The 23,486-nt window shown below is 57.4% G+C and carries 20 protein-coding genes, 1 pseudogene and 1 other annotated feature; of the genes and pseudogenes, 12 read left to right on the top strand and 9 right to left on the bottom strand.

Annotated elements, in window-relative coordinates:
• Positions 1-597 carry a DUF2059 domain-containing protein gene (locus EYC79_RS23310; protein WP_062437632.1) on the top strand — a complete coding sequence of 199 codons (597 nt, stop codon included), beginning with the start codon at positions 1-3 and terminating at the stop codon, positions 595-597.
• A gap of 211 nt (positions 598-808) precedes the next feature.
• Positions 809-2,197: a glutathione-disulfide reductase gene (gene gor / locus EYC79_RS23305; RefSeq protein WP_130979661.1), complete on the top strand. Its 1,389-nt coding sequence runs from the start codon at positions 809-811 to the stop codon at positions 2,195-2,197.
• Here the strand turns inward: gor and EYC79_RS23300 are convergent.
• Positions 2,175-3,083, bottom strand: a complete 909-nt coding sequence (locus tag EYC79_RS23300; protein WP_130979660.1) for a LysR family transcriptional regulator — start codon at positions 3,081-3,083, stop codon at positions 2,175-2,177. The two genes, gor and EYC79_RS23300, sit on opposite strands and share 23 nt — an antisense overlap.
• A 499-nt stretch (positions 3,084-3,582) precedes the next feature.
• On the opposite strand from EYC79_RS23300, the gene EYC79_RS23295 reads away from it, so the two are divergent.
• Positions 3,583-4,959, top strand: coding sequence for a class II 3-deoxy-7-phosphoheptulonate synthase (locus tag EYC79_RS23295; protein WP_130979659.1), 1,377 nt, complete (start codon positions 3,583-3,585; stop codon positions 4,957-4,959).
• 68 nt (positions 4,960-5,027) lie between these two features.
• On the opposite strand, the gene EYC79_RS23290 is transcribed toward EYC79_RS23295, so the two are convergent.
• From EYC79_RS23290 to EYC79_RS23265, 6 genes and pseudogenes are all read right to left on the bottom strand, one after another.
• Positions 5,028-6,758, bottom strand: coding sequence for a TadG family pilus assembly protein (locus tag EYC79_RS23290; protein ID WP_130979658.1), 1,731 nt, complete (start codon positions 6,756-6,758; stop codon positions 5,028-5,030).
• A 1-nt stretch (position 6,759) separates the two neighbouring features.
• Entirely contained in the window at positions 6,760-7,182 is a 423-nt protein-coding gene (locus EYC79_RS23285) for a TadE/TadG family type IV pilus assembly protein (protein WP_130979657.1), read from the bottom strand.
• A gap of 184 nt (positions 7,183-7,366) precedes the next feature.
• Positions 7,367-8,035 (bottom strand): annotated as a pseudogene (gene radC / locus EYC79_RS23280) (RadC family protein); the annotation flags it as partial.
• A 180-nt stretch (positions 8,036-8,215) separates the two neighbouring features.
• On the bottom strand, positions 8,216-9,046 hold the full coding sequence (map, locus tag EYC79_RS23275) for a type I methionyl aminopeptidase (RefSeq protein WP_130979656.1): 831 nt from the start codon (positions 9,044-9,046) through the stop codon (positions 8,216-8,218).
• 32 nt (positions 9,047-9,078) lie between these two features.
• Entirely contained in the window at positions 9,079-9,798 is a 720-nt protein-coding gene (gene sfsA / locus EYC79_RS23270) for a DNA/RNA nuclease SfsA (RefSeq protein ID WP_130979655.1), read from the bottom strand.
• A 27-nt stretch (positions 9,799-9,825) separates the two neighbouring features.
• Positions 9,826-11,682: a PHA/PHB synthase family protein gene (locus tag EYC79_RS23265; protein WP_130979654.1), complete on the bottom strand. Its 1,857-nt coding sequence runs from the start codon at positions 11,680-11,682 to the stop codon at positions 9,826-9,828.
• Positions 11,683-11,863: 181 nt separating this feature from the next.
• On the opposite strand from EYC79_RS23265, the gene EYC79_RS23260 reads away from it, so the two are divergent.
• Positions 11,864-12,205 (top strand): hypothetical protein, encoded by a 342-nt coding sequence (locus tag EYC79_RS23260; RefSeq protein WP_245495350.1) that lies wholly within the window; start codon positions 11,864-11,866, stop codon positions 12,203-12,205.
• 79 nt (positions 12,206-12,284) lie between these two features.
• On the opposite strand, the gene EYC79_RS23255 is transcribed toward EYC79_RS23260, so the two are convergent.
• Both EYC79_RS23255 and fnrN read right to left on the bottom strand, forming a co-directional pair.
• A complete protein-coding gene (locus EYC79_RS23255) occupies positions 12,285-13,772 on the bottom strand; it encodes a SulP family inorganic anion transporter (RefSeq protein WP_130979652.1) in 1,488 nt (495 codons plus the stop codon).
• Between the two features lie 75 nt (positions 13,773-13,847).
• Positions 13,848-13,903 (bottom strand) — a sequence feature (sul1 is cis-regulatory element that is thought to sense ions involved in sulfur or methionine metabolism; They are found in Alphaproteobacteria).
• Positions 13,904-14,253: 350 nt separating this feature from the next.
• On the bottom strand, positions 14,254-14,979 hold the full coding sequence (gene fnrN, locus EYC79_RS23250) for a transcriptional regulator FnrN (RefSeq protein WP_112519264.1): 726 nt from the start codon (positions 14,977-14,979) through the stop codon (positions 14,254-14,256).
• Positions 14,980-15,179: 200 nt separating this feature from the next.
• Here fnrN and hemN point away from each other — a divergent pair, with 200 nt between their 5' ends.
• The 8 genes from hemN to EYC79_RS23210 all read left to right on the top strand — a co-directional run bounded on the left by hemN (position 15,180) and on the right by EYC79_RS23210 (position 23,357).
• Positions 15,180-16,529: an oxygen-independent coproporphyrinogen III oxidase gene (gene hemN, locus EYC79_RS23245; protein ID WP_130979651.1), complete on the top strand. Its 1,350-nt coding sequence runs from the start codon at positions 15,180-15,182 to the stop codon at positions 16,527-16,529.
• A gap of 133 nt (positions 16,530-16,662) precedes the next feature.
• Positions 16,663-16,941 carry an acyl carrier protein gene (locus EYC79_RS23240; protein WP_027675812.1) on the top strand — a complete coding sequence of 93 codons (279 nt, stop codon included), beginning with the start codon at positions 16,663-16,665 and terminating at the stop codon, positions 16,939-16,941.
• 149 nt (positions 16,942-17,090) lie between these two features.
• Positions 17,091-17,570 carry a 3-hydroxyacyl-ACP dehydratase FabZ family protein gene (locus EYC79_RS23235; RefSeq protein WP_062598091.1) on the top strand — a complete coding sequence of 160 codons (480 nt, stop codon included), beginning with the start codon at positions 17,091-17,093 and terminating at the stop codon, positions 17,568-17,570.
• A gap of 182 nt (positions 17,571-17,752) precedes the next feature.
• Positions 17,753-18,949: a beta-ketoacyl-ACP synthase gene (locus tag EYC79_RS23230; protein ID WP_165457109.1), complete on the top strand. Its 1,197-nt coding sequence runs from the start codon at positions 17,753-17,755 to the stop codon at positions 18,947-18,949.
• A gap of 12 nt (positions 18,950-18,961) precedes the next feature.
• Positions 18,962-20,248: a beta-ketoacyl-ACP synthase gene (locus EYC79_RS23225; protein ID WP_130979649.1), complete on the top strand. Its 1,287-nt coding sequence runs from the start codon at positions 18,962-18,964 to the stop codon at positions 20,246-20,248.
• A gap of 138 nt (positions 20,249-20,386) precedes the next feature.
• Positions 20,387-21,415, top strand: a complete 1,029-nt coding sequence (locus EYC79_RS23220) for a zinc-binding dehydrogenase (RefSeq protein ID WP_062425415.1) — start codon at positions 20,387-20,389, stop codon at positions 21,413-21,415.
• A gap of 3 nt (positions 21,416-21,418) precedes the next feature.
• The gene (locus EYC79_RS23215) at positions 21,419-22,360 is read left to right on the top strand and encodes a lipid A biosynthesis lauroyl acyltransferase (RefSeq protein WP_062425414.1); all 942 of its coding nucleotides are present in this window, start codon (positions 21,419-21,421) and stop codon (positions 22,358-22,360) included.
• A 304-nt stretch (positions 22,361-22,664) separates the two neighbouring features.
• On the top strand, positions 22,665-23,357 hold the full coding sequence (locus tag EYC79_RS23210) for a PAS domain-containing protein (protein WP_062426114.1): 693 nt from the start codon (positions 22,665-22,667) through the stop codon (positions 23,355-23,357).
• The last annotated feature ends 129 nt before the right edge of the window (positions 23,358-23,486 follow it).

The following is a 23,486-nucleotide window of genomic DNA, read 5'->3' as shown; positions in this document are numbered from 1 at the left end:
ATGGGTAAAATAGCGGGACTGGGCAAAGCTGCCGCTGCTTCGATCCTTATTTCCGGCCTCGTGTTCGGCACTGCCGCACGTGCGCAGGAAATTTCTGCAGAGCATATCGCTGCTGCAAAGCAGGCAATCACGGCACTGGGCGTGACCGATCGCTTCGACAACATTCTGCCGGGTCTTGCTGAGCGTCTGAAGTCTGAACTCATTCAGTCGTCGCCAAACGTCGAAGACCAGATCACTGCGACGGTCGACGCCAAGGCACTGGAACTCGCACCACGCCGTGCCGACCTGGAACGCGAAGCAGCGCTCACCTATGCGCGCGCCTTCTCGGTCGAAGAGCTGAAGGCCATTTCCACCTTCTACAGCAGCGATGCAGGCAAGAAGCTTCTCAAGGATGGACCGATCGCCACGCGTGAGCTGATGAAGGCCGCCGACATCTGGGCAGCTGGTATCAACCGCGATCTCAACGCCTCCAGCATGGCAGAGCTCCAGAAGGTTGCCGGCGCTGATCTTCAGCCACTTCCTGCAAACGCATCCAACATTGGCGGCGCTCCCGGAGCGACAACTGCTCCACCTGCAGCTCCTGCGCCAAAGCCATGATCGCTGGCTGATCATTCAGTATTTTTCAAAGCCCGGAAGAGATTCCGGGCTTTTCTTTTGCCGCTACCGGCACCTATATGAGCATCAAGAAGATGCCTCGGCATCGCGCGCTCATAAGGCGCCCAGCTTCGCTTAACAGGCTGATTTTCCACGCTGCGACAGTCGATAGTGTACGTCGTTCGAGCGGCTCGGCCGATGACAGGGGTTTATGATGACGTCCTATGATTACGATCTTTTTGTTATTGGCGGCGGCTCCGGCGGTGTGCGCAGCGCCCGGGTGGCAGCGTCGCTTGGCAAGCGTGTCGGCATTGCCGAGGAATATCGCTATGGCGGCACCTGCGTGATCAGAGGCTGCGTGCCGAAGAAGCTCTTTGTCTACGCGTCGCAATATCCTGAGCATTTTGACGATGCCAAAGGCTTTGGCTGGACTGTTGGCGAAAGCACCTTCGACTGGAAAAAGCTGATCGCTGCCAAGGACAAGGAAATCGAGCGCCTTGAGGGTCTTTACCGCAAGGGTCTGGAAAACGCCAAAGCCGAGATCTTCGATAGCCGTGCAGAGCTTGTCGATGCACACACGGTGAAGCTTATCAGCACCGGAGAGACGGTGACGGCAGAGCGCATCGTCATTGCCGTCGGCGGCACGCCAAATGCTCACACATCCTTGCCAGGCCATGAACTGACAATTTCCTCCAACGAAGCGTTTCATCTGGAAGAACTGCCGAAATCCATCCTGATTGCCGGTGGCGGTTATATCGCTGTCGAATTCGCCAATATCTTCCATGGTCTCGGGGTCGAAACGACGCTGATCTATCGCGGCAAGGAAATTTTGAACGGCTTCGATGCCGACATGCGCAAGGGCCTGCATGAAGCGATGGAAGCCAAGGGCATCCGCATCATCCTGGAAGACGTGATCCAGGACGTGAGCAAGGACGGGGCAGGCGGCTTCGTGGCCCGCACCAAGCAGGGCGCGTCGGTCCATGTTGGTCTCGTCATGCTGGCGCTTGGTCGCGATCCCAACACCAAGGGGCTCGGGCTTGAAAAGGCAGGAGTCGAGATCAATGAGAAGGGCGCGATCATTGTCGATGACTATTCGCGCACCACTGTCCCGCATATCTATGCGCTTGGCGACGTCACCGACCGGGTACAGCTGACGCCTGTCGCCATTCATGAAGCGATGTGCTTCATCGAGACGGAATTCAAGAACAACCCGACAAAGCCCGATCATCACCTGATTGCGACTGCAGTCTTCTCCCAGCCCGAAATCGGCACGGTCGGGCTTTCGGAAGAGCAGGCGGCTTCGAAGTTCGAAGAGGTCGAGGTGTACCGCGCGCAATTCCGCCCGATGAAGGCAACGCTTTCCGGTCGTCAGGAAAAGACGATCATGAAGCTTCTTGTGAACGCGGCCGATCGAAAGGTCGTCGGCGCGCATATACTGGGTCATGAGGCCGGTGAGATGGCGCAGCTTCTCGGCATCACGCTGAAGGCCGGTTGCACGAAGGATGACTTCGACGCCACCATGGCCGTCCACCCGACGGCTGCGGAGGAACTGGTGACGATGTATTCGCCAAGCTACCGCATCAAGAACGGGGAAAGAGTATAACCGGGCTCTGCCTGTCGACAGGCTCGGCTTGCATGCCTTCGAATAGTCGCTCGTTGCGCTTCAACAGCGCAGCGAGCCGATCGATGGCAACCCGCATTTCCGCTGTGTGTCGATCATCGTCGTTGACGGTGATCCACAGGTTGTGAGCGAGCTCCTCAATGATCTCACCGTCTCGCACCACGCCTGGCAGAGTGTCGCCGATATAGGCGGGCAACACGCCCTTGCCGGCCCCGCTCTGGATCAGGCGCGGCAAGAGCGCTGGCGCATTTGTCCATGTGTGGATCATCTGCTCCCGATTGCGAAAGACCCACTTCTCCGCATCCGACGCCGCGACTTCCGTGCCGATTGAAATCCAGGGGGCGGATGCAGTCGGTGCCAGTTCCTTCGACCGGTAGGCGCAGTAATTGACCGTAACGGATTTGCGCACCGCGAAATTGCCGTGCTGCGGGGATGCGTCAAAGACCCCGATCATTCCGCGTCGGTAGGTCAGATCATCGTCGGGACCGAAGTGCTTGCAGCAAAGTCGAAAGGCATCGTCCGATCCGCGAATGGCGCTCGTGTTTTCGGCAATGAAACCCATCAGCCAGATGTTGGAGGAAATCGAAACGATCGGTAGCGAAAAGGCATCGCCGTGCCACTGGCTGATCTCTGCTGCCGTCCGCCTCATATGTTGAACGCGTTCAAACAGGATCACGCCGTCGGGCGCCAGCTTGTAGCCCTGCTGGCTGCGGATAAAGAGCGTGCGTCCCATCGTCCGTTCAAGAAAGAGCATCTTTCGGCCGATCGTCGGCGCGCTGATGCCGGTCAGGCTTGCCGCACCTGCCAGACCACCTTCGGTCGCAACGATATGAAAGAGTTTCAGATCGTCCCAGTTCACGTCTGTCATGGAAGGCTCTCCGGCTGATAGGGGCATTTATAGCCGGATCCATCTGGCTTTGCATCGTTTGCCGGTGAAACGCGCCTTTCATTCCTGCATCTACGCCTGTCGCCGCCTCTGCCTTACCTCATGTCGGGAACACAGGAGAAAGATCATGTTGCCGGAAACGATGTTTGCAATGGAGAGGATGACGCGTAACCAGGTCAAAGAGAGGAAAAGTGGCGATGATCACCGATGGGAGACATGGCCATCGACCCGTCTCGACCATTTCGGCTTGTTTCTCTGGCGCGTAGCGCAGCGGTTGTGCAGTCGCGATTAGCTGCAGAAACAACGACGTGACGCAAACGGGATTCAATTCTAGGATAATCCAGAATTCCAAGCACTTTCCGCAGGTCCAAAAGCGTCGGTAATTGACTAGGCAAGCTCCCTGCAAAGGTTTATAAGCCGCTCAATTTTTAAAGGTGCGCACGCCCGCGCAATTTTTCGGGCGGGGAGACAGGTGAGTAGAATGGCACAGAATTGGACGCCCGGTAGCTGGAGACAGAAGCCCATCCAGCAGGTTCCGCAATATCCGGACGCTGCTGCGCTTGCAGCAACGGAAGCCCAGCTTGCAAGCTATCCCCCGCTGGTTTTTGCCGGCGAAGCACGCCGCCTGAAGAAGCAGCTTGCCAGCGTTGCAGAAGGCGAAGCCTTCCTTCTGCAGGGTGGCGATTGCGCCGAAAGCTTCCTGGAGCATGGTGCCGACAACATCCGCGACTTCTTCCGCGCCTTCCTGCAGATGGCCGTTGTCCTGACCTATGGCGCGCAGTTGCCCGTCGTCAAGGTTGGCCGCATTGCAGGCCAGTTCGCCAAGCCGCGCTCGTCCAACATCGAAGCGCAAAATGGCGTGGAGCTGCCGTCTTACCGTGGTGACATCATCAACGGTATCGAGTTCAACGAAGCCTCGCGCATTCCCAACCCGGAGCGCCAGCTGGACGCCTACCGTCAGTCGGCTGCAACACTGAACCTGCTTCGCGCTTTCGCCATGGGTGGCTATGCCAATCTGGAGAACGTGCATCAGTGGATGCTCGGCTTCGTCAAGGATTCCCCGCAGGCCGATCGCTACCGCAAGCTTGCCGGTCGTATCTCCGAAACGATGGACTTCATGAAGGCGATCGGCATCAGCGCCGATAACAATCCGAGCCTCCGTGAAACGGATTTCTTCACCAGCCATGAAGCGCTGCTTCTCGGCTATGAAGAAGCATTGACCCGCATCGACTCCACATCGGGCGATTGGTACGCGACCTCCGGCCACATGCTGTGGATCGGTGACCGCACGCGCCAGCTCGACCACGCGCATGTCGAATATTTCCGCGGCATCAAGAACCCGATCGGTTTGAAGTGCGGCCCGTCGCTCCAGCCGGACAATTTGATCCAGCTGATCGACGCGCTGAACCCCGCCAACGAAGCAGGACGCCTGACGCTGATCTGCCGCTTTGGTCATGACAAGGTCGCCGACCATCTGCCGAAGCTGATCCGCGCCGTCGAGAAGGAAGGCCGTAAGGTCATCTGGTCATGCGACCCGATGCACGGCAACACGATCACGCTCAACCACTACAAGACGCGTCCATTCGAGCGCATTCTGTCGGAAGTGGAAAGCTTCTTCCAGATCCACCGCGCCGAAGGCACGCATCCGGGCGGCATCCACATCGAGATGACCGGCAAGGACGTGACGGAATGCACCGGTGGTGCGCGCGCCGTGACAGCAGATTCCCTGTCCGACCGCTACCACACGCACTGCGATCCGCGCCTCAACGCCGACCAGGCTCTGGAGCTGGCGTTCCTCCTGTCCGAGCGGATGAAGAGCGGTCGCGACGAAAAGCGCCTGGCCGTCGCCAACGCTTGAGCGAACTAAGATTTAGAAGTGATGAGGCCGCTGGAGCGATCCGGCGGCTTTCTTGTTTTGAGCAGGGGTCACTGAACCAGCACAGGCTGCATGCAGCGCAGATCCGTCACCCGCACATCCGCTTCGCCGATCTTCACACCCAGGACCAGTAAGGTATTGTAGAGCAGCTCATCAATGGGTTTTGTCGCAGCGCCCAACGTATCGGCAAGCGCTGCCTGGAGAACCGTGGGTGAGCCAATCGTCAGGAACAGCACGTTGATATCGAGATCAAGCTTCTTCAGAAGCGAGGTGACGAGCGAAGTGGTGACATCCTTCGTCGACACCTGCTTGATCCTGCCAAGCTGGATTTCCGATTGATAGAATGTCAGTCGGCTCTTCGTCAGATTGCCGCTGTTGATCTGCGCCATACCGTTGATCTTGACCACGGCAGAATCGACGATCGATGCTTTGGTAACACGCGGTGTGCGGCCGAAATTGTTGAATGCACTGGTGTCGACATTGCCGAGCGAAATCTCAGCAAGACCCGGCACCACATCGATATCGACCGCGCCGTTGCCGGGCGTCATGCACCGGATGTCGGCAAGCCGTGCTTCTGCGTTGGCCACTTCGACATACAGAGGGATGTGAATCTGTAGACCGAGAAGCGCCTTCAACCCAACCACCGACGTATCGATGGCAAGGCGTGTCTGTGCCGTTCGAACGACCGTGCCGGATGCGCCGACGGCCAGTGGGGGCGTGCTGACAGGAGGTTCGCCCACTGCCAGCGTGATCTTGGTTGCCGCAAGCCCAGGAACGGATGCGCCCGCATTGATCGCAATCTGTTGGCTTCCGTTGCCTGCAACCGCTGCCGCTGAGACCAGATCGAAGACACCCGCCGTGACCTTGAGGTTTTCGCTGTTGCCGACCATCGAGTCCAGAAACGGACCGAGGTTGACGATCTTCTCAAGAGGAAGGCTGATACGGCTTTTGTTGGCCGTCCGTTCCAGCGTTTTGACCGCTGCCGTCACAGATGGCGACAGGCCGGTTGTGCGGCCAAGCGCGCTGAGAAACTGACTGACGGTGACATCAGTCGCCAACACTTCCCGATAAGTGCCAGCCTGTAGACCGAGATCGACAGCAAGGACGTCGATGACCTTTAACAGATTGACGTCGGCGCTGACGAGCGCCTGGTAATCCATCAGCTTGAGACTGACAGACGAGCCCAAGAGCCCGCTGAGGAGCGCGTTGAGGATGCCTTCATTGAGTGACGCCAGACGCGATCCCACGGAGAAGGCCGCTATACGCTGTGCTGCCGCCGTTCCAACTGCGGAAACCTTCGGTGGCGTGGTGAAACTCGATGCGAAAAAGAGCGTTCCTCGTTCAACGATATCCACCTTCACCGCATTGAGCGGTGTGGCGTTGGCAACGAACCGCTGACCGACATCGGTAGTTGGATCGGGCACATAGCGGCCCTTGGTGATCTCGGCATAGCCGTCCATGCCAGGTACTTCGCCGTTGATGTCGAGGGGGACTATCCCTGTATCGGTCAACACGCCCTCGGGGATCTTGACGCCGAGCTTTTTGCCGTTGAGCTTGAAGTGCTGCAACACCGCCTGTTCCGGATTGGGAGCACCTGCAGCAGAAATGGCGGCAAGGTCGGCGGTCTGTTGAAGCTCTCGCCTTTGCAATGTCAGCGCCCCATAATCCACACCGAGGGCCAGAATGCCGGCAAAGAGTGGCGCGGTAAGCCCGGCCATGATGGCGATATTGCCGGATGTGTTTTTCCAAAATCGCGACTGCGGAAATTCTGCTTTTCTCATGTCAGACCCCTCCAATCCGGATTGTCGAGAAACGCTTGATGGTCTTTTCCGGAAGGGCGTAGGAGTAGAGGCTCCAGATCGGCAGCTCAGTGGCATCATACTCGACCGTAACGGTGAACTGATTGCTATTGCTGAGATCGCTGCCGACCGTCACATGGAAATAGCGCTTGTCCATGAAGGCGTAGCTAAGGGCGCTTCTGGACACGAAGTCCCTGGCCAGCGCCTCACGTTCGTTGTTGTTCAGTCCGGCAACTGCGGTTCTGGCGGCATCCGCCGCCACCTGCTGCACGGAATAGGCGGTCATCAGGTAGATGCCGTAAGCGATCATGGTCAGTAGGACCAGCAGAAAGATGGGGGCAATAATCGCAAATTCGACGGCAGATGAGCCTGCACGATTACGAAGCATTCTTGCCATAAGTGCCATGGCATCCTCCGATACGCTTGATGCTTTATATCTTTGGAGATTCTAATGTGGCGAAGTTGTTTTTTTCTTAATGGAAAAGCTTTGGGTTGTGTGTCACTTTGGGATGGTACCAATATACCTTCACAAATGGCGAGATGATAAGTAATACTTATCCGCAATAACTATCGAATATTTTCTAAAGTCTTCAGATCAGCCGCAGGCCTTTGAAGCTCACATGCCCGTCCTTGCCGATGATGATATGATCATGCACGACAATCCCAAGCGGCTTTGCCGTATCAATGATGGTTTTCGTCATATCGATATCGGCCTTGGACGGTGTCGGGTCTCCACTGGGATGATTGTGCACCAGGATAATGGCTGTCGAAGAGAGTTCGAGGGCGCGCCGCACCAGTTCACGCGGATAGACCGGGGTGTGGTCCACGGTGCCATGCCCCTGGACCTCGTCGGCAATCAAAACGTTGCGCTTATCCAGAAACAGGATCCTGAACTGCTCTCGCGTTTCGTAGGCCATGGCAGCATGGCAGTAATCGATGACCGAAGACCACGAACCGAGCACCTGCTTGTTGCGGATTTCGCTTTTCAGCATCCGTTGCGAGACGGAAGCGACGAGTTTCAGATCCAGTGCCACAGCTTCTCCGACGCCACTCACTTCCTGCAGAAGCGATAGCGGCGCGCCGAGGACTCCGCCAAGGGTTCCAAAGCGGGCGATCAGCGCCTTGGCGATAGGCTTGGTATCGCGGCGCGGAATGAGCCTGAAGAGCAAAAGCTCAAGGAGTTCGTAGTCCGCGAGCGCCACGTCGCCGATATCACGATATTTTGCCCGCAATCTTTCCCGGTGACCATGGTAGTGTGGGACCTCTACGCTGTCTTTTGTCTTCGCCTTGGTCGGGTGAGGTAGAGGTGTTATCTCGCCGGGAGCGACGAGGTCTATCGGACTGCCAAACAGGTCGCTCGCCCGGGATGTTTCGCCAAATGCTGATGTTTTTCCGGTGTCGGGCGAGGGACCTTTGGCCATCTGGCGATAACTCTCCTCTTAGAGCGGCGGCAGGCCGGGCCGGTGGAAGCCGCCCGGCGACAGGGTGAAGACCTCGCAGCCCGTCGCGGTGACGCCGACGGCGTGTTCATATTGCGCGGAGAGCGATCTGTCGCGAGTCACCGCCGTCCATCCATCCGAGAGAACCTTCACATGCGGCTTGCCGAGGTTGATCATCGGCTCGATGGTGAAGATCATGCCCTCACGGATTTCCGGACCATCGCTTTCCTTGCCGTAATGCAGAATGTTCGGCGTATCATGGAAAAGACGCCCGACGCCGTGGCCGCAGAAATCCGTCACGACGGAGCAGCGCTCCGATTCCGCGTAAGCCTGGATCGCGGCACCGATGGCGCCGGTTCGCACGCCGGGTTTTACCGCAGCGATGCCGCGCATCAGGCACTCATAGGTGACTTCGAGCAGGCGCTCGGCAGACCGCTTGATCTGTCCAACCGGATACATGCGGCTCGAATCGCCATACCAGCCGTCCAGGAGATAGGTCACGTCGATATTGACGATATCGCCTTCACGAAGCGGCTTGTCGTCAGGAATGCCGTGGCAAACAACATGGTTGATCGAGGTGCAGACGGATTTGGTATAGCCGCGATAATTGAGCGTCGCGGGCAGGGCACCATGATCGGCTCCGAATTCGAAGACGAAGCGATCGATTGCGTTGGTCGTGATTCCTGGCTTGACCATGTCGGCGAGCGCATCGAGGCAGCGCGCCGTTAGCTGACTTGCCTTGCGCATGCCCTCAAAATCTTCGGAGTTATAGAGTCGGATAACGCCCGTATTCTTCATGGGGGCCGATGCCGCATCGATATAGGTGACCATACTATCGCTTTCTGTCTTACTTTCACCTGCGTTCATAAATCAGCAGGGTGCCAGTCGTCTATTGCAACCATCCGGTTCGCGACAATTTCCGTCGGCGAAACCTCGCAACGGATGGCATAGGCTTCTACGCCACGCTTCATCGCGCGCTGAAACGCAACGGCGTAGACCGGATCAAGATCGGAGCAGATGCGCATCCGATGGCAATCGGCGCGCTGGATCAGATAGAGCATGACAGCGCGATAACCGGCTTCTGACGCGTCGCCGAGTTCTTCGAGGTGTTTGGCGCCCCGCTTCGTCGCCGTGTCCGGAAACTCTGCAAGTCCGGCCTCGCGCATGAAATGCACGTTCTTGACCTCGACATAGGCATCCGGTCTTCCAGACGCCGAAAGCAGGAAATCGATGCGGGAATTGACGCCATATCGCTGCTCGCGCTTCAAGACATTGTAGCCACGTAGCGAGGGAATCCTATCCGAAAGAATAGCCTCCTCTGCCAGCCGGTTCGGCATTCCTGTGTTGATGCCAACGATCGTTCCATCCGCCTCGACCATTTCCAGCATGTGGCGATATTTACGCGTCGGACTGTCATGCTCGGAAAGCCAAATGCGCGAACCCGGCGTCGTCAGCCCACGCATAGAACCCGTATTGGGGCATGATCCGGTGATCGCTGTTCCGTTGTCCAGAACGGCATCGAAAAGGAAGCGTTTATAACGAGAGACGAGCGTGGCGGGCACGAGGGGAGAATCAAAGCGCATGGCGCGAGTGTCTTCGCATCGCCCTGGTCATTCAAGAACATAGGTGCCTGGCGCGTCGCAAAGCGGAGTGAGCCTGCCATCTCCCGGAATGCGCGCCCAGACCTTTTCTCCGCTCTGTGCCTCAAGCCAGTTCTGCCAATGCGGCCACCAGGATCCGGTATGAACGCTGCTTTGCTGCTGCCATTCTTCAAAATCACCGACGGGTGACGTTCCGGTCCAGTATTGATATTTGCCAGCATCGGGCGGGTTGACCACGCCTGCAATATGGCCCGAACCACCCAGCACGAACTCGACCGACCCACCGAACGGCTTTGCGCCCTCGAAGACTGATTTCGCCGGAGCTATGTGGTCGTCGCGCGTGGCAAGATCATAGATCGGGATGGTGACATCCTTTAGGTTCAGTACCTTGCCATCCGCCACCATCCGTCCTTCGGCCAGATTGTTTTCCAGATAGCAATTGCGCAGATAGAAGGAATGCACGGCGGCTGCGACGCGGGTGGAATCAGAGTTCCAATAGAGGAGGTCAAAGGGAGGCGGCTGGGTGCCGCGCAGATAGTTGTCGACCATATAGGGCCAGATCAGATCGGATGCGCGAAGCATGTTGAAGACGCTCGCCATGATCGCGCCATCGAGGTAACCGACCGCCTTCATATGGGCATCGAGCGCAGCAAGCTGTGGCTCGTCAATGAAGATCTTCAGATCGCCCGCATGGGTAAAGTCGGTCTGCGCCGCAAGCAGCGTGGCACTGCGGATGCGATGATCGTTCTTCTGTGCATGCAGGGCGAGGGTGGCAGCCAGAAGCGTGCCGCCGATGCAGTAGCCCACCGCATTGGCCTCCTGTTCTCCCGTCGCCTCTTCAATCGTGGCAAGCGCAAAGTCGATGCCCTCCTGAATGTAGTCGTCCCATCCTTTTTCTGCGTGACGTACATCCGGATTGACCCAGGAGATCATGAAGACGCTGTGGCCTTGGTCGACGCACCACTTGACGAAGGATTTCCGGGCGTTGAGATCGAGAATGTAAAATTTATTGATCCATGGCGGGATGATAAGAAGAGGGCGCTTGAACACCTTTTCCGTCGAGGGGGCATACTGGATGATCTCGCAAAGATCGCTTCGCGCAATCACCTTACCTGGAGAAACGGCGATGTTCTGGCCGATTACGAACTGGTTATAGTCGGTCTGGCGAAGCCTTAAATGCCCCTTACCAGCCGCCATATCTTCCGCCAACTGGGCCATTCCTTTGACGAGGTTGGCTCCACTCGTGGCAACCGTTTCGCGAAACACCTGGGGATTGGTGAAGGCAAAGTTGGCTGGAGACATCGCCTCAGTCACCTGCCGCATATAGAAGCGTGCCTTTTCCCGGGTCCGCTCGTCCAGCCCGTCAGCCTCTGTCACCATTTTCTCCGCCCAGTCGGCGGTAGCGAAATAGACCTTCTGCAGAAAGTCGAAAAACGGGTTTGCCTGCCAGTCGTTGTCGGCGAAGCGTTTATGGCCGCTTTTGGCTCCGGCCTGTGGTTTTTTCTCTCCAGCTTTCCCTTGCTGTTCGGATAGTCGCAGGAGCGATTCTTGCCAGATATCGAAGTAGTTCGACAAAAGGTGGGTCTGCGCCTCGACGGAGCGCTGCGGCTCGGCCATCCAATATTCCGCCACATCGGACAGCGTCTGGAAGACATCGCTCATCGGGCTCGTGCTGGTGCGCGGAATCTCGCCGCGCTCTCTGGGTGCCAGCCACTCTGAAGCAGCCTTGCCGAGATTTTCCACAGCTCTGGCGATGTTCATGGCGAAGGCCTGCGGATCGCGAAGAATATAGGCATCGGCAGATTTGGGATCGAAACTGAACCCTTTGTCCTCAGGATCGTTGGGTCCGCCTCCAATGCCGGCCATACGTTCTCCTCCGCGGCGATTTTTGTATTTGCACATTCTGTACGAAAACGAATACAAGTTCCAGCAACACGGACGCTGGCAAATTGCGTTCGACAAGCGACAGATAGCTTACAGGTGGGGCAGGATAATGGGCAAGCATTCGGGAAGCGTAAAAACAGCATCTGTGCTGTTGGTTTGCGGCTTGGTCCTTCCTCTGGCTGCCTGCACCACGCCGAAGCCTATTGTCAATCCGGCTCATATGGAGCGGCCCAAGGCGCAGATCGTCGGTCCGCAGCCGGTCAGCAGTGGCCCGTTGCAGAAGCGCGACACCGGTAATTTCCCGACCTTCGCCAAGCCTATGACGGCTGCCATGCCGCAGATGGAAGAGAACGAAGCCTCGACCATGGAGCAGAACCTGACCGCACTCGGCGCTGCCCGCCGCCGCGGCCAGATCACTGAGGCGGAGTATAAGCGTCGCGTTGCGGAGCTTCGCGCGCTCGCAGAGCAACAGCAGCCGACGTCAACGCCCGCTGCCTCACAGTAAGCGAACGAAACCGACATTCATCGTCACATCTGCACGGAGCTGAAAAGGGCCGCTGCATTGCCGCGGCCCCTATTTTTTGTCAATGCAGGGAAGCACTCGCCGCCAGCCGTTCTTGTCTGTCGTGAAGCGCGAACCTGTCGACCATATCGGCGCTGGCCTTGTTGAAGCCCGTGACCACAACCTCGACGCCAGCATTGCGGTACTTTAAGACGACCTTATCCAAGGCACCGACTGCGGTGATGTCCCAGAGATGGGCGGCGGAAACATTTATGACAATCTTGTCCGCCTGCTCGGCAAAATCGAAGGCATGGATGAAGTTCTCCGCCGAGGCAAAGAAAATCTGGCCCTCGACAGTATAGGTGACGGTCCTCGTGGTCGCATCGTTACTCCGCGTGATGCGGAAGAGCTTGGAGACCTTGCCGGCAAAAAAAATGCCAGACAGCAGGACGCCGACGATAACGCCTTTGGCGAGATCGTGCGTTGCCACCACGGTCACGACCGTTGCCAGCATGACGACGGAGGATGATAGCGGGTTGCGTCTCAGCTCGAGGATCGAGCGCCAGGAAAAGGTTCCGATCGACACCATGATCATCACCGCGACGAGTGCTGCCATCGGAATGATGCGAACAAGGTCGTCCAGCACAACGATGAGAAAAAGCAAAAACGCGCCAGCGACAAAGGTCGAGAGCCGCCCGCGTCCCCCGGAAGTCACATTGATCACCGACTGGCCGATCATCGCGCATCCGCCCATGCCGCCGATCAAGGCGGAGGCGATATTGCCGGCACCCTGGCCAACGCATTCCTGGCTCTTTTTGCTCGGCGTATCCGTCATGTCGTCGACGATTTGAGCCGTAAGGAGGGACTCAAGAAGACCGACGGCTGCGAGCGTGATGGAATAAGGGAAGATGATCTGCAGCGTCTCCCATGTCAGCGGGACTTGCGGAATCATTAGCACTGGAAAGCTCGATGGTAGTTCGCCCAGGTCGCCTACAGTGCGAAGCTCCATCCCCGTCCACCATGCGACAATGGTCAGGACGGCGATGGCAACGAGCGGTGAGGGGACCGCCTTGGTGACGTATGGAAAGAGATAGATGATGGCGAGACCCGCCGCGATCATCACATAGGTCAATACCGGAACGCCGATCAGTTCAGGTAACTGCGCCATGAAGATGAGAATGGCGAGTGCATTGACGAAGCCGGTAATGACCGAGCGAGAGACGAAGCGCATGACGCGGCCGACTTTCAGCCAGCCTGCAACGATCTGGATTAGGCCCATCAGGATGGTTGCGGCGAAAAGATATTGAAGCCCATGGTCTTTGACGAGCGAGACCATGACCACGGCTGTCGCAGCCGTTGCAGCGGAGATCATGCCGGGACGTCCCCCGACGAAAGCTGCGACGCAGGCAATCGCAAACGAGGCGTAAAGGCCGACTTTGGGATCGACGCCGGCGATGACGGAAAAACCGATCGCTTCCGGAATCAACGCAAGCGCGACGACGATGCCGGAGAGCACGTCTCCACGAATATTGGAGAACCACTCCTGACGGTAGTGTAAAAAAGTTCGCATGGATGAGTTACCACAGTTGATGCAACGGGCCGAGCAGAACTCGGTCCTCAAAAGATGAAACAGGTTGCGTTGCTGTGTTGTCTGGCGGATCGGCGGCCAGAAGAGCCACCCGGATTTTCACCGGGTCCTTGTGGATAACTGCTCTATAATCGAGATGTCGACGTGCTGCAACCGGCATCGTTTTGCTGAAACACCCGGAGCACCATGGCTGTCCGTTAACGAAATCCTACTTGGATCTGCTGTTTTTGACCCATCCCGCCAATCTGGCGACAACCAATTTTCTTAAACGAAAAGAGTATCTTATCGTCTAAAACTTGTTTCCAGGGAGGCCACTTGATGGCAGGCGCTGGGGAGCGTGATGATGAAGTGCTTATTTGTAGTTTTGATCCTGACCGCAACGGTGTTTACACCAGCAGAAGCCAAGGCGCCTTACATGTTTGGCGCCTCGCTGACACATTTGCACTGGGATAAGTAAGGCCCGTCAGTCGTTACCGGCGGCGTCGTTAAGCGCGTCGAGATCGGGCACCGTGATATGCCGGTTGTTTTCGATCTGAATAATGCCCTCTTTTTTTAGCTTGGTCATCTGACGGCTGACGGTCTCGATCGTAAGACCAAGGAAGTCCGCAATATCGGCGCGTGACAGGGGCAGGTCGAAGCAGGACACGTCACCCTTTTCAGGATCGATGTGCGTGGCAATGAGATGCAGAAAGCTTGCGACCTTTTCCTGCGCGGACTTGCGACCGAGCGTCAGCATCCAGTCCCGTGCTTCGTCCAGTTCCTTCAGTGACTGGCCGTGAAGCTTGCGTTCCATATTCGGCACTTCGCCGATCATCCGGTCCACCACACGCCGTGGAAACAGGCAGATCTCCACATCGGTGGCGGCTTCGGCGGTCATGCTGCTTTCGGCATTGAAAGGGCGCCCGAGAAAATCAGGTGCGAACTGCAGGCCGACGATCTGCTGCCGGCCGTCCGACATCATCTTCGACAGCTTGATGACGCCACTGAGAATATTGGCGTAGTAGGGCACGAGTTCGCCCTGCCCAAGCAGTTCGTTGCCGGTCTCGAACCTCTTGCGGCTGGACTGACGGTTGAGCTCCAGAAGCTGCGCTGGCGTAAGAACACCACAAAGGCCGCCATGGCGCGCCTCGCAGGAACGGCACACGACGGGCATGTCCGAATTGTGGATAGTTCTCTGCAGCGTGTCCATCGCGTCACGTCCAAGTCGAACGGGTCCGATCGCAGGCGCGATCTCAAAAATCCCCGTCAAATCAAGCCCCCGAAGCCCATGTCCCCACATCGCTTCTGATACCTTTGTTTATTAGCTAATTTGATCGAAGTCAAAGTTGCAAACTGTCGCAGCATGTATCCCTAAGTCGCACAATTGATACATGTCAGGAAGCACGCGCGATGGCTGAGCATTTGTTGAAGAAGTATTCCGCGGCCGTTCCCCGCTACACGAGTTATCCAACGGCGCCTCACTTCCATCTGGGTATAGGAGCCGACGAATATTCCTCTTGGCTGCGGGCCCTTGATTCGCAGCATCGCCTCTCGCTTTACATCCATATTCCCTATTGCGACCGGCTCTGTTGGTTCTGTGCCTGCCACACCAAACACACGCTTCGTTACGAGCCGATTGCCGCTTATCTCAAAGCGCTTCACTGCGAAATTCAAGCGGTCGGACGGCTGGTGTCGAAGGACGTCCGCGTTACCGCCGTGCATTTTGGTGGGGGGTCGCCAACGATGGTCAGGCCGCAGGACCTGATTGCGCTGATGGACGCGCTGCGCTCGACGTTCTCATTTTCGGATAACGCCGAAATCAGCGTCGAGATGGACCCGAACGATCTCGATCAGGGGCGCTACGATGCCCTGGCCGCAATCGGCATGACGCGGGCAAGCCTCGGCGTGCAGGACTTCGACCGGAAAGTGCAGAAGACAATCAACCGCTTACAGACATTCGAACAGACGAGATCGGTGGTGGATGCGATCAGGGCGCGTGGCGTGCACTCTGTCAATTGCGACGTGCTGTATGGCCTGCCGTATCAAACGCTCGAAACACTGCGCGATACCGTCGACAAGATTATCTCTTTGGACCCGGATCGTGTGGCTCTCTTTGGATACGCCCATGTGCCGTGGATTAAGAAACACCAGACGATGATCCCGCAAGAGGCGCTGCCGGATGCGATTGCGCGATACAGGCAGATGAAAACAGCAGGCGAAATGCTGGTGCAGGCGGGTTATGAGGCGGTCGGCATTGATCACTTCGCCAAGCCAGGTGACACACTGGCGAAAGCGATGGAAGAGGGAGAGCTTCGCCGCAATTTCCAGGGCTATACCGATGACAGCGCCGACGCTCTGATCGGGCTTGGTGCCTCGTCCATTGGCAAGTTGCCGCAAGGCTACGTCCAGAACATGGTTGCGACGGGGGAGTATGAACGCATGGCTGAAGCCGATGGTCTCTGTATCGCTCGTGGCATTGCACTTTCTGTCGAAGACCGGGTGAGGGCCTTCGTGATTGAAAGGATCATGTGCGATTTCTCGCTCGATCTGTCGGCGCTTGCCGCGCTCTTCGGTCCGGCGTCTCTTCCAGCCGTGGAGGAAGCCCAGCAATTTGCGGAAGGTGATCGCGACGGGCTTGTCCATCTCGAGGCCGGTCGTTTTGCCCTGACGGAAACGGGCAAGCCGTTTGCTCGCAGCATTGCCGCAACCTTTGATACCTATCTCTCCAACGGGCGAGGGCGTCATTCTCTGGCGGTTTGAGTGTAGGGTGTAGGCAACACACATCGTCCAAAATAGAGCGAAGCATCACGAAAGCATTGGCTTTTTGGTGCAACTTCCCTATGTGGTGCGTCTGAAGAGACCTTTATAATTAAGAACACAAAGGATTACGGGCGTGACAGCTACATTCGATAAGGTTGCCGACATCATCGCTGATACCAGCGAAATCGATCGCGAAACCATTACGCCGGAAAGCCATACGATTGACGACCTCGGCATCGACAGCCTCGACTTCCTCGATATCGTTTTCGCCATCGACAAGGAATTCGGCATCAAGATCCCGCTCGAGCAGTGGACGCAGGAAGTCAACGAGGGCAAGGTTTCGACCGAAGAATACTTCGTTCTGAAGAACCTCTGCGCCAAAATTGACGAGTTGAAGGCAGCCAAGGGCTGATCTTTTCGTTCCGCTTCTGCGGGTTCCAGCAAAATGGGACCTGCATGCTGCTTTTTGACAGAGCTCGATCCTCAGGATGTGCCTGAGGACGTTTGCCCATCTGACGCTGTCTTGGGGCGAAACAGCCTGGCCTATTTCACGGACAAGATATGCTTCTCGAATATTTCCAGATGGTGGACCGAATCGAGTCTATCGACAGATCAGCTCGCATCTTGAAGGCGCGATCGGTCGTGCCGGACAAGAGCCCGGTTTTCGAGGGGCATTTTCCGGGGATGCCGCTGGTTCCAGGCGTGCTGTTGATCGAAACCATGGCGCAGACGTCCGGGATGCTGGTTCTTGCCATGACGGATTTTGCCGCCATGCCATTCCTGATGTCGGTCGACAGCGCCAAGATGCGGACCTTTGTCGAGCCCAATGCCGTTCTCGATATCGAGGCCTATCTGGAGCATGATGGATCGGGCTTTGCCGTCACCAAGGCAAAGATTACCTCAGGCGGCAAGAAGGTCTGCGACGCGCAGCTGAAGCTTCGCACCATGCCTTTCTCTGAAATTCCGCTTGCGCCGATCGTCAAGAAGCGCGCCGAGGAAGTGGGCCTCATGGCGGCGATCGCTGCCGATACCTCCGCCTGATCGAAAAAGCGCTATCTTCGCGTTTAAAATGCTGAAAAGTCATGCGATGCGGAAGGTCCGATGGGCTTTCGCCATTGCAAAGCCGCATCGCGCGCATTATTCCGCATGGCAAGTGCGGCGTCCCTGCCGTTTTTGAGAGCTGGCCCGGGACTGCGTTCCGAAAAAGCGACGAAGGATCACGGATGATGAAGTCTGACAATGATGTGGTGATTACCGGGGTCGGTATCGTGACCTGTCATGGTGTCGGTAAAGATGCCCATATTGCGCTGCTCTCCAGCACCACGACGCCAGAGGCGATCGTCGAGACGGAAAAGTTTGCGCCTTATCCCATTCATCCGCTGCCGGAAATTGACTGGTCTGCGCAAATCGGTCGCAAGGATCAGCGCCAGATGGAAAACTGGCAGCGCCTCGGCGTGTTTGCCGCCGGTCTCGCGCTGGACGATGCTGGTTTGAAAGAAGACGCGGACGCCTGTGGGACGATGGACATGATCGTGGCAGCCGGTGGCGGCGAACGCGACATCAATGTCGATACGCTGGTTGTCGACGAAGGCCTGAAGCGCAACGACCGCGAAGTGATGCTCAATGAAAAGCTGACGACGGAGCTTCGCCCGACGCTGTTTCTTGCCCAGCTTTCCAACCTGATGGCTGGCAATATTTCGATCGTGCACAAAGTCACCGGTTCCTCACGGACGTTTATGGGTGAAGAAGGTGCCGGTATCTCCGCCGTCGAGACCGCATTTTATCGTATTCGCTCAGGCGAATCGAGCCATGCCCTTGTGGGCGGTGCATTTGCGGCCGAACGTCCGGACATGACGCTGCTTTTCGAAGCCGTTGGCGCGCATGCTCAAGGTGGCTGGCAGCCGCTTTGGTCGCGCACGCAAGGCGAGGGCGGTGGCATGATCACCGGATCCGTCGGCGCCTTCCTCGTGTTGGAAGCGCGCAAGCGCGCCGAAGCGCGTGGCGCGAAGATTTACGCGCGTATCGACGCGATCGAAGGCGATCGTGGCAACCGCGACGATGGCAAGCTAGAGGCGCGTCTCGAACGCCTCCTCGCGCCTGCCAAGGATGCGGCTGAAACCGTCGTCTTCTCCGGCGCCAGCGGTTATGACGGCCTGACGTCCCGTGAAAAGGACATTCTCGAAAAGACCTTGCCACATGCTGCAATTCGCGGCTTTGGCGGTGTTACCGGCCATGGACTTGAAGCGCAGTTTCCGCTGGGTCTGGCGCTTGCAGCACTTGCGCTTGAAAGCGGTGCGACGGTTCCGGCCTTTGATAGCGCTGTCGAAAAACCGATGGCGGCTGCCGCAACGGAAGCGGTCGTGACCACGGTTGGCCATGTGCGCGGCGAAGGTGTCGCCGTTCTTTCCAAAGACGCTTGAGGAGTTCAGACCATGGCATCCAGCAATTTCAAGGATCACCTTGGACGCCCCATCGTTGCCGTCACCGGTATGGGCATCATAACCTCGCTCGGGCAGGGGCTCTCGGATAACTGGGCGGCTTTGACCTCCGGCAAATCCGGTATCCACAAGATTACCCGCTTCCCGACCGACAATCTCTCGACCAAGATCTGCGGCACGGTTGATTTCATCGATATCCCCGCACCCAATTCCGTCGAGCGGTCCTTCGCATTTGCGCGCGAAACCACGATCGAAGCTTTGGCTCAAGCCGGACTATCCGGCGATTTCAACGGTCCGCTGTTTCTCGCTGCGCCGCCGATCGAGCCGGAATGGAGCGCCCGCTTCGAGCTTGCCGATCGGTCTCCACCTGCTGCGAAGCCGGGCGACGCTTATGATCGCTTCATGGCCGCTCTTCGTCAGCGCCCCGATCCAGCCTTTCAGGAGGCCGCGCTCTTTGGTGCAATCTCGGAGCGTCTATCCGATCAGTTCGGTACACGCGGCCTCCCGGTCACGCTTTCGACGGCCTGTGCTTCGGGTGCGACGGCCATCCAACTTGGTGTTGAAGCCATCCGCCAGGACCGCACCGATCGCGCACTGACCGTTGCGACGGACGGATCCGTCAGCGCCGAAGCGCTGATCCGCTTCTCGCTCCTATCTGCCTTGTCGACACAGAACGATCCGCCCGAAAAGGCATCCAAGCCCTTCAGCAAGGACCGCGATGGCTTCGTGATTGCAGAAGGTGCGGCGACCCTGGTTCTGGAATCGCTGGAAGCAGCTGTTGCTCGCGGTGCAAAGGTGCTCGGCATTATCAAGGGCGCAGGCGAAAAGGCAGACAGCTTCCACCGCACGCGCTCGTCGCCCGATGGCGGCCCGGCAATTGCCACCATTCGCGCAGCGCTTGCCGATGCTGGCTTCTCCGAAAGCGATATCGGCTATGTCAACGCACATGGCACGTCCACGCCGGAAAACGACAAGATGGAGTACAGCTCCATGCTGGCGGTCTTCGGTGAAGGTCTGAAGGCGATCCCGGTTTCCTCGAACAAGTCGATGATCGGCCATACGCTGACAGCAGCAGGTGCGGTCGAAGCCGTGTTCTCATTGCAGACCATGCTGACAGGTACCCTTCCGCCAACGATCAACTACACCAATCCCGATCCGACCATCGCGCTGGATGTCGTGCCGAATGTGAAGCGTGATGCCCAGGTCAGCGCCGTGCTGTCGAACTCCTTCGGCTTTGGTGGCCAGAACGCAAGCCTTGTCATGACGCGGGAACCGGCTTAAGCGGTTCCCCCAACGCATCTGTCCGCAAGTGGGCGATGTCTATTTGAGTGAAGGAGAGCTGTCCTCGCGTGTCCCAGTTGGATGAGCGGCGCTCTCAATCGAAAACGCTTTAACGCCTTCGGGCGAAGGACTTCTATTATGCGCGCTCTTCAACTCGTCGACGACCGTAAGCTCGAGAAAGTGGATCTGCCGGAGCCAGAAGCGCCGGCGCCGGGTGAGGTCACCTTGCGCGTGAAAGCCGTTGCGCTGAACCACATCGACGTTTGGGGCTGGCGCGGCATGGCCTTTGCCAAGCGCAAGATGCCTTTGACGATTGGTGCCGAAGCCTCGGGCGTCGTGGAAGCCATCGGTCCTGGTGTCTCCAACGTTCTTCCCGGTCAGCTCGTCTCCATTTACGGCGCGCGCATCTGTGGTCGTTGCCACCACTGTGTCGCCGGACGAGACAACCTTTGTGAGAATGTCGGCGGCGTTCATGGTTTCCACCTGGATGGCTTCGCCCAGGAAAAGATCAACATTCCGGCCCGCCAGCTGGTGCTGGCTCCGCCCGGCGTCGATGCCGTGGCAGCCGCCCTTGCACCTGTGACCTTCGGTACCGTCGAACACATGCTGTTCGACAACGCCAAACTTCAGCCCGGTGAAACGATCCTTGTCCATGCCGGCGGTTCCGGTATCGGCTCAGCCGCCATTCAGCTGGCGAAGAAGATGGGCTGCACGGTCATCACCACGGTCGGTTCGGACGACAAGATCGAACGCGCCAAGGCGTTGGGTGCCGATCACGTCATCAACTACCGCGTGGACCGCTTCGAGGGCGTTGTGCGCAAGATTACCAAGAAGAAGGGTGTCGATGTCGTTTTCGAGCATGTCGGCAAGGATACCTGGGCCGGTTCCATGTTCTCGCTGAAGCGCGGCGGTCGCCTCGTCACCTGCGGCTCGACCTCCGGTGTCTCGACCGAAATCAACCTGATGATGCTTTTCCAGCAGCAGCTCAAGTTGCTCGGCTCCTTTGGCTGCCGCATGCAGAACATGGCCGATGCCATGCAGAAAATGGCGCGCGGTCTTGTACATCCGGTGATCGATACCGAAGTAACCTTCGACGATATCGACAAGGCTCTGGAACGCATGGAGACCCGTCAGGTCTTCGGTAAGATCGTTCTGCGAATGGATTGATCAGTGAAGCTTTTTATTACGCGCATTGTTCTGGCGCTTGAGAACTTTCGCCAGTGGCTGAACGCGACCATTGCGTTCGGCTTTCTGAACATGCTGAAATTGTTGCCGGCCGATCCAGCAATTCACTTTGCCGATCGCCTTGCGCGTAAACTCGGCCCCAAGACGCCGCGTCATAAGCTGATGCTTTTCAACCTCGCTCGCGCCTATCCGGAAAAGACCGAAGAAGAGCGCCTGGAAATCGCGCTCGACAGCTGGGGAAACATGGGGCGTCTCGCCGCAGAATATGTTTTCCTCGACCGCCTGTTCGATTACGACCCGGAGCAGACGAAGCCCGGCCGTATCGAAGTCGTCGGCATCGACAACTTTCTGGAGTTGCGCGACAATCCGCGTCCATTCATCGTCTTTACGGCCCATACCGGAAACTTCGAGCTTCTGCCTGTGGCGGGATCGGCCTTCGGCCTCGATGTGACGGTGCTGTTCCGCCCGCCGAACAATCCTTACGTGGCAGAGAAGATCTACAATTTCCGCAAGGAGCGCATGGGCAAGCTCGTTCCCTCGCATGCGGGCTCGTCTTTCGCGCTTGCGCGGCAGTTGGAACGTGGTGCGGGCGTCGGTGTGCTGGTCGATCAGAAGTTCCGTAAGGGTCTCCTCACCAAGTTCTTCGGACATAATGTCCAGACCAATCCTCTGCTGGCCAAGCTGGTGCGCCAGTTTGGCTGCGACGTCTATCCGGCAAGATGCATCCGCCTGCCGGACAATCGCTACCGTCTGGAAATCGAACCCAAGGTCGAGATACCGCTCAATGAAAAAGGCAGTGTCGATATTCAAAAGACCGCACAGCTTTTGAACGACAAGGTCGAGAGCTGGGTGCGCGAATATCCCGGCCAGTGGTTGTGGTACCACGACCGTTGGCATATCAAGGATCAGGTCAAGACGGACGGTTGAAGACTAAACGGTCAATTTTAATAACTTTGATCGATCGGTGGGGTATTACTAAACCACAAAATACCGGCCGGTTGACGTGATGTGATGATTTAGTCGGCGTGTCGCGAGACAATACCGTGCTTATTCTTCCTTACTATTTCTCGGATTTGTAATAACATAGCCGATTGTGATATGGGTGAATGTGCTGGTGTGGTGATCTTGCAACTCCTTACATCATGCTTTACGGGCACATCGTGCAGATAGTCGCGCGTGCGCCCGGGGAGGATTGGGCAACTGGAATGCCTGCGTCTCGGGAGTGTTTGGGTTGAAAAGAAAAATCGAATTGTTCTGGCAGAACTACGCGGAACTGAAAAGCGCAGTCATTCGCAATGAAGCGCCCAAGGTTGCCGCTCTTGATAAAGAGCTCGAAACTCTGCTCGATAGCATCATCGGCAGAAAGAACGCTTCGTCGTCGGAAATTCTCGAACAGTTTCGTTTCGCCATCGACCTCCTGAACGAGGAAGCCGAGGACATCGGCTGTGTCCAGCGAAACGCCGACGTCCTGCGTAAGCTTGTCGATCGCTACATCGGTGCTGGCCTTCCGCGCGACGGCAGCACTCCGGATGGTGAGGACGCGCCGTGGAGCCCCTACATCATTCTGGATGAAGACCGGTTGGAAGACCTGGACGATCGCGTCGTCGTCGTGTCTCCCGGTTACCGCATCAACTATACTAACTCCGCCAATGCCGCCTCGCTCCACTCGGATCGCAGTGAGATCATCGGCAAGCATATTGCCGAGTTTGTCGGCATCCATCACTTCCAGCAGGCATTTCGCGAGAAGCTCGATGCGTGCTTCAAGGGAGAGGCTGAGAAGTATACCTATGCCGAGGACGCCCTTGGGCATACGGTGGTCAAGTCTTTCGAGATGTCGCCGTGCTACTCGCCATCCTACAAACTCGTTGGCGCTATCGTGGTGGTCAAGGAGTTGGAAGATCGTCGTACACGCGTGGTTGCGTAAAGCACGCGATGTGCCGCGAATGCCGCATTGCAGTCCACAATGCGCTTTTTATCGCGGCACTACTATAAATCGTATATTGACGGCGGAGAAACACTCGGTACTGGTGTACCGTAGTTGTACGGCCTGAGG

Source organism: Agrobacterium cavarae (assembly GCF_004310285.1).
In the GTDB taxonomy this organism is placed as follows: domain Bacteria; phylum Pseudomonadota; class Alphaproteobacteria; order Rhizobiales; family Rhizobiaceae; genus Agrobacterium; species Agrobacterium cavarae.
This window is presented reverse-complemented; position numbering and strand designations above follow the sequence as displayed.

Coding starts and splice junctions, on each gene's coding strand:
- sfsA (WP_130979655.1), bottom strand. CDS start 9,798: ATGCGCTTTGATTCTCCCCTCGTGCCCGCCACGCTCGTCTCTCGTTAT.
- EYC79_RS23230 (WP_165457109.1), top strand. CDS start 17,753: ATGATGAAGTCTGACAATGATGTGGTGATTACCGGGGTCGGTATCGTG.
- EYC79_RS23235 (WP_062598091.1), top strand. CDS start 17,091: ATGCTTCTCGAATATTTCCAGATGGTGGACCGAATCGAGTCTATCGAC.
- EYC79_RS23220 (WP_062425415.1), top strand. CDS start 20,387: ATGCGCGCTCTTCAACTCGTCGACGACCGTAAGCTCGAGAAAGTGGAT.
- EYC79_RS23285 (WP_130979657.1), bottom strand. CDS start 7,182: ATGGCACTTATGGCAAGAATGCTTCGTAATCGTGCAGGCTCATCTGCC.
- EYC79_RS23290 (WP_130979658.1), bottom strand. CDS start 6,758: ATGAGAAAAGCAGAATTTCCGCAGTCGCGATTTTGGAAAAACACATCC.
- hemN (WP_130979651.1), top strand. CDS start 15,180: ATGGCTGAGCATTTGTTGAAGAAGTATTCCGCGGCCGTTCCCCGCTAC.
- EYC79_RS23310 (WP_062437632.1), top strand. CDS start 1: ATGGGTAAAATAGCGGGACTGGGCAAAGCTGCCGCTGCTTCGATCCTT.
- EYC79_RS23295 (WP_130979659.1), top strand. CDS start 3,583: ATGGCACAGAATTGGACGCCCGGTAGCTGGAGACAGAAGCCCATCCAG.
- map (WP_130979656.1), bottom strand. CDS start 9,046: ATGGTCACCTATATCGATGCGGCATCGGCCCCCATGAAGAATACGGGC.
- EYC79_RS23255 (WP_130979652.1), bottom strand. CDS start 13,772: ATGCGAACTTTTTTACACTACCGTCAGGAGTGGTTCTCCAATATTCGT.
- fnrN (WP_112519264.1), bottom strand. CDS start 14,979: ATGGACACGCTGCAGAGAACTATCCACAATTCGGACATGCCCGTCGTG.
- gor (WP_130979661.1), top strand. CDS start 809: ATGACGTCCTATGATTACGATCTTTTTGTTATTGGCGGCGGCTCCGGC.
- EYC79_RS23225 (WP_130979649.1), top strand. CDS start 18,962: ATGGCATCCAGCAATTTCAAGGATCACCTTGGACGCCCCATCGTTGCC.
- EYC79_RS23265 (WP_130979654.1), bottom strand. CDS start 11,682: ATGGCCGGCATTGGAGGCGGACCCAACGATCCTGAGGACAAAGGGTTC.
- EYC79_RS23300 (WP_130979660.1), bottom strand. CDS start 3,083: ATGACAGACGTGAACTGGGACGATCTGAAACTCTTTCATATCGTTGCG.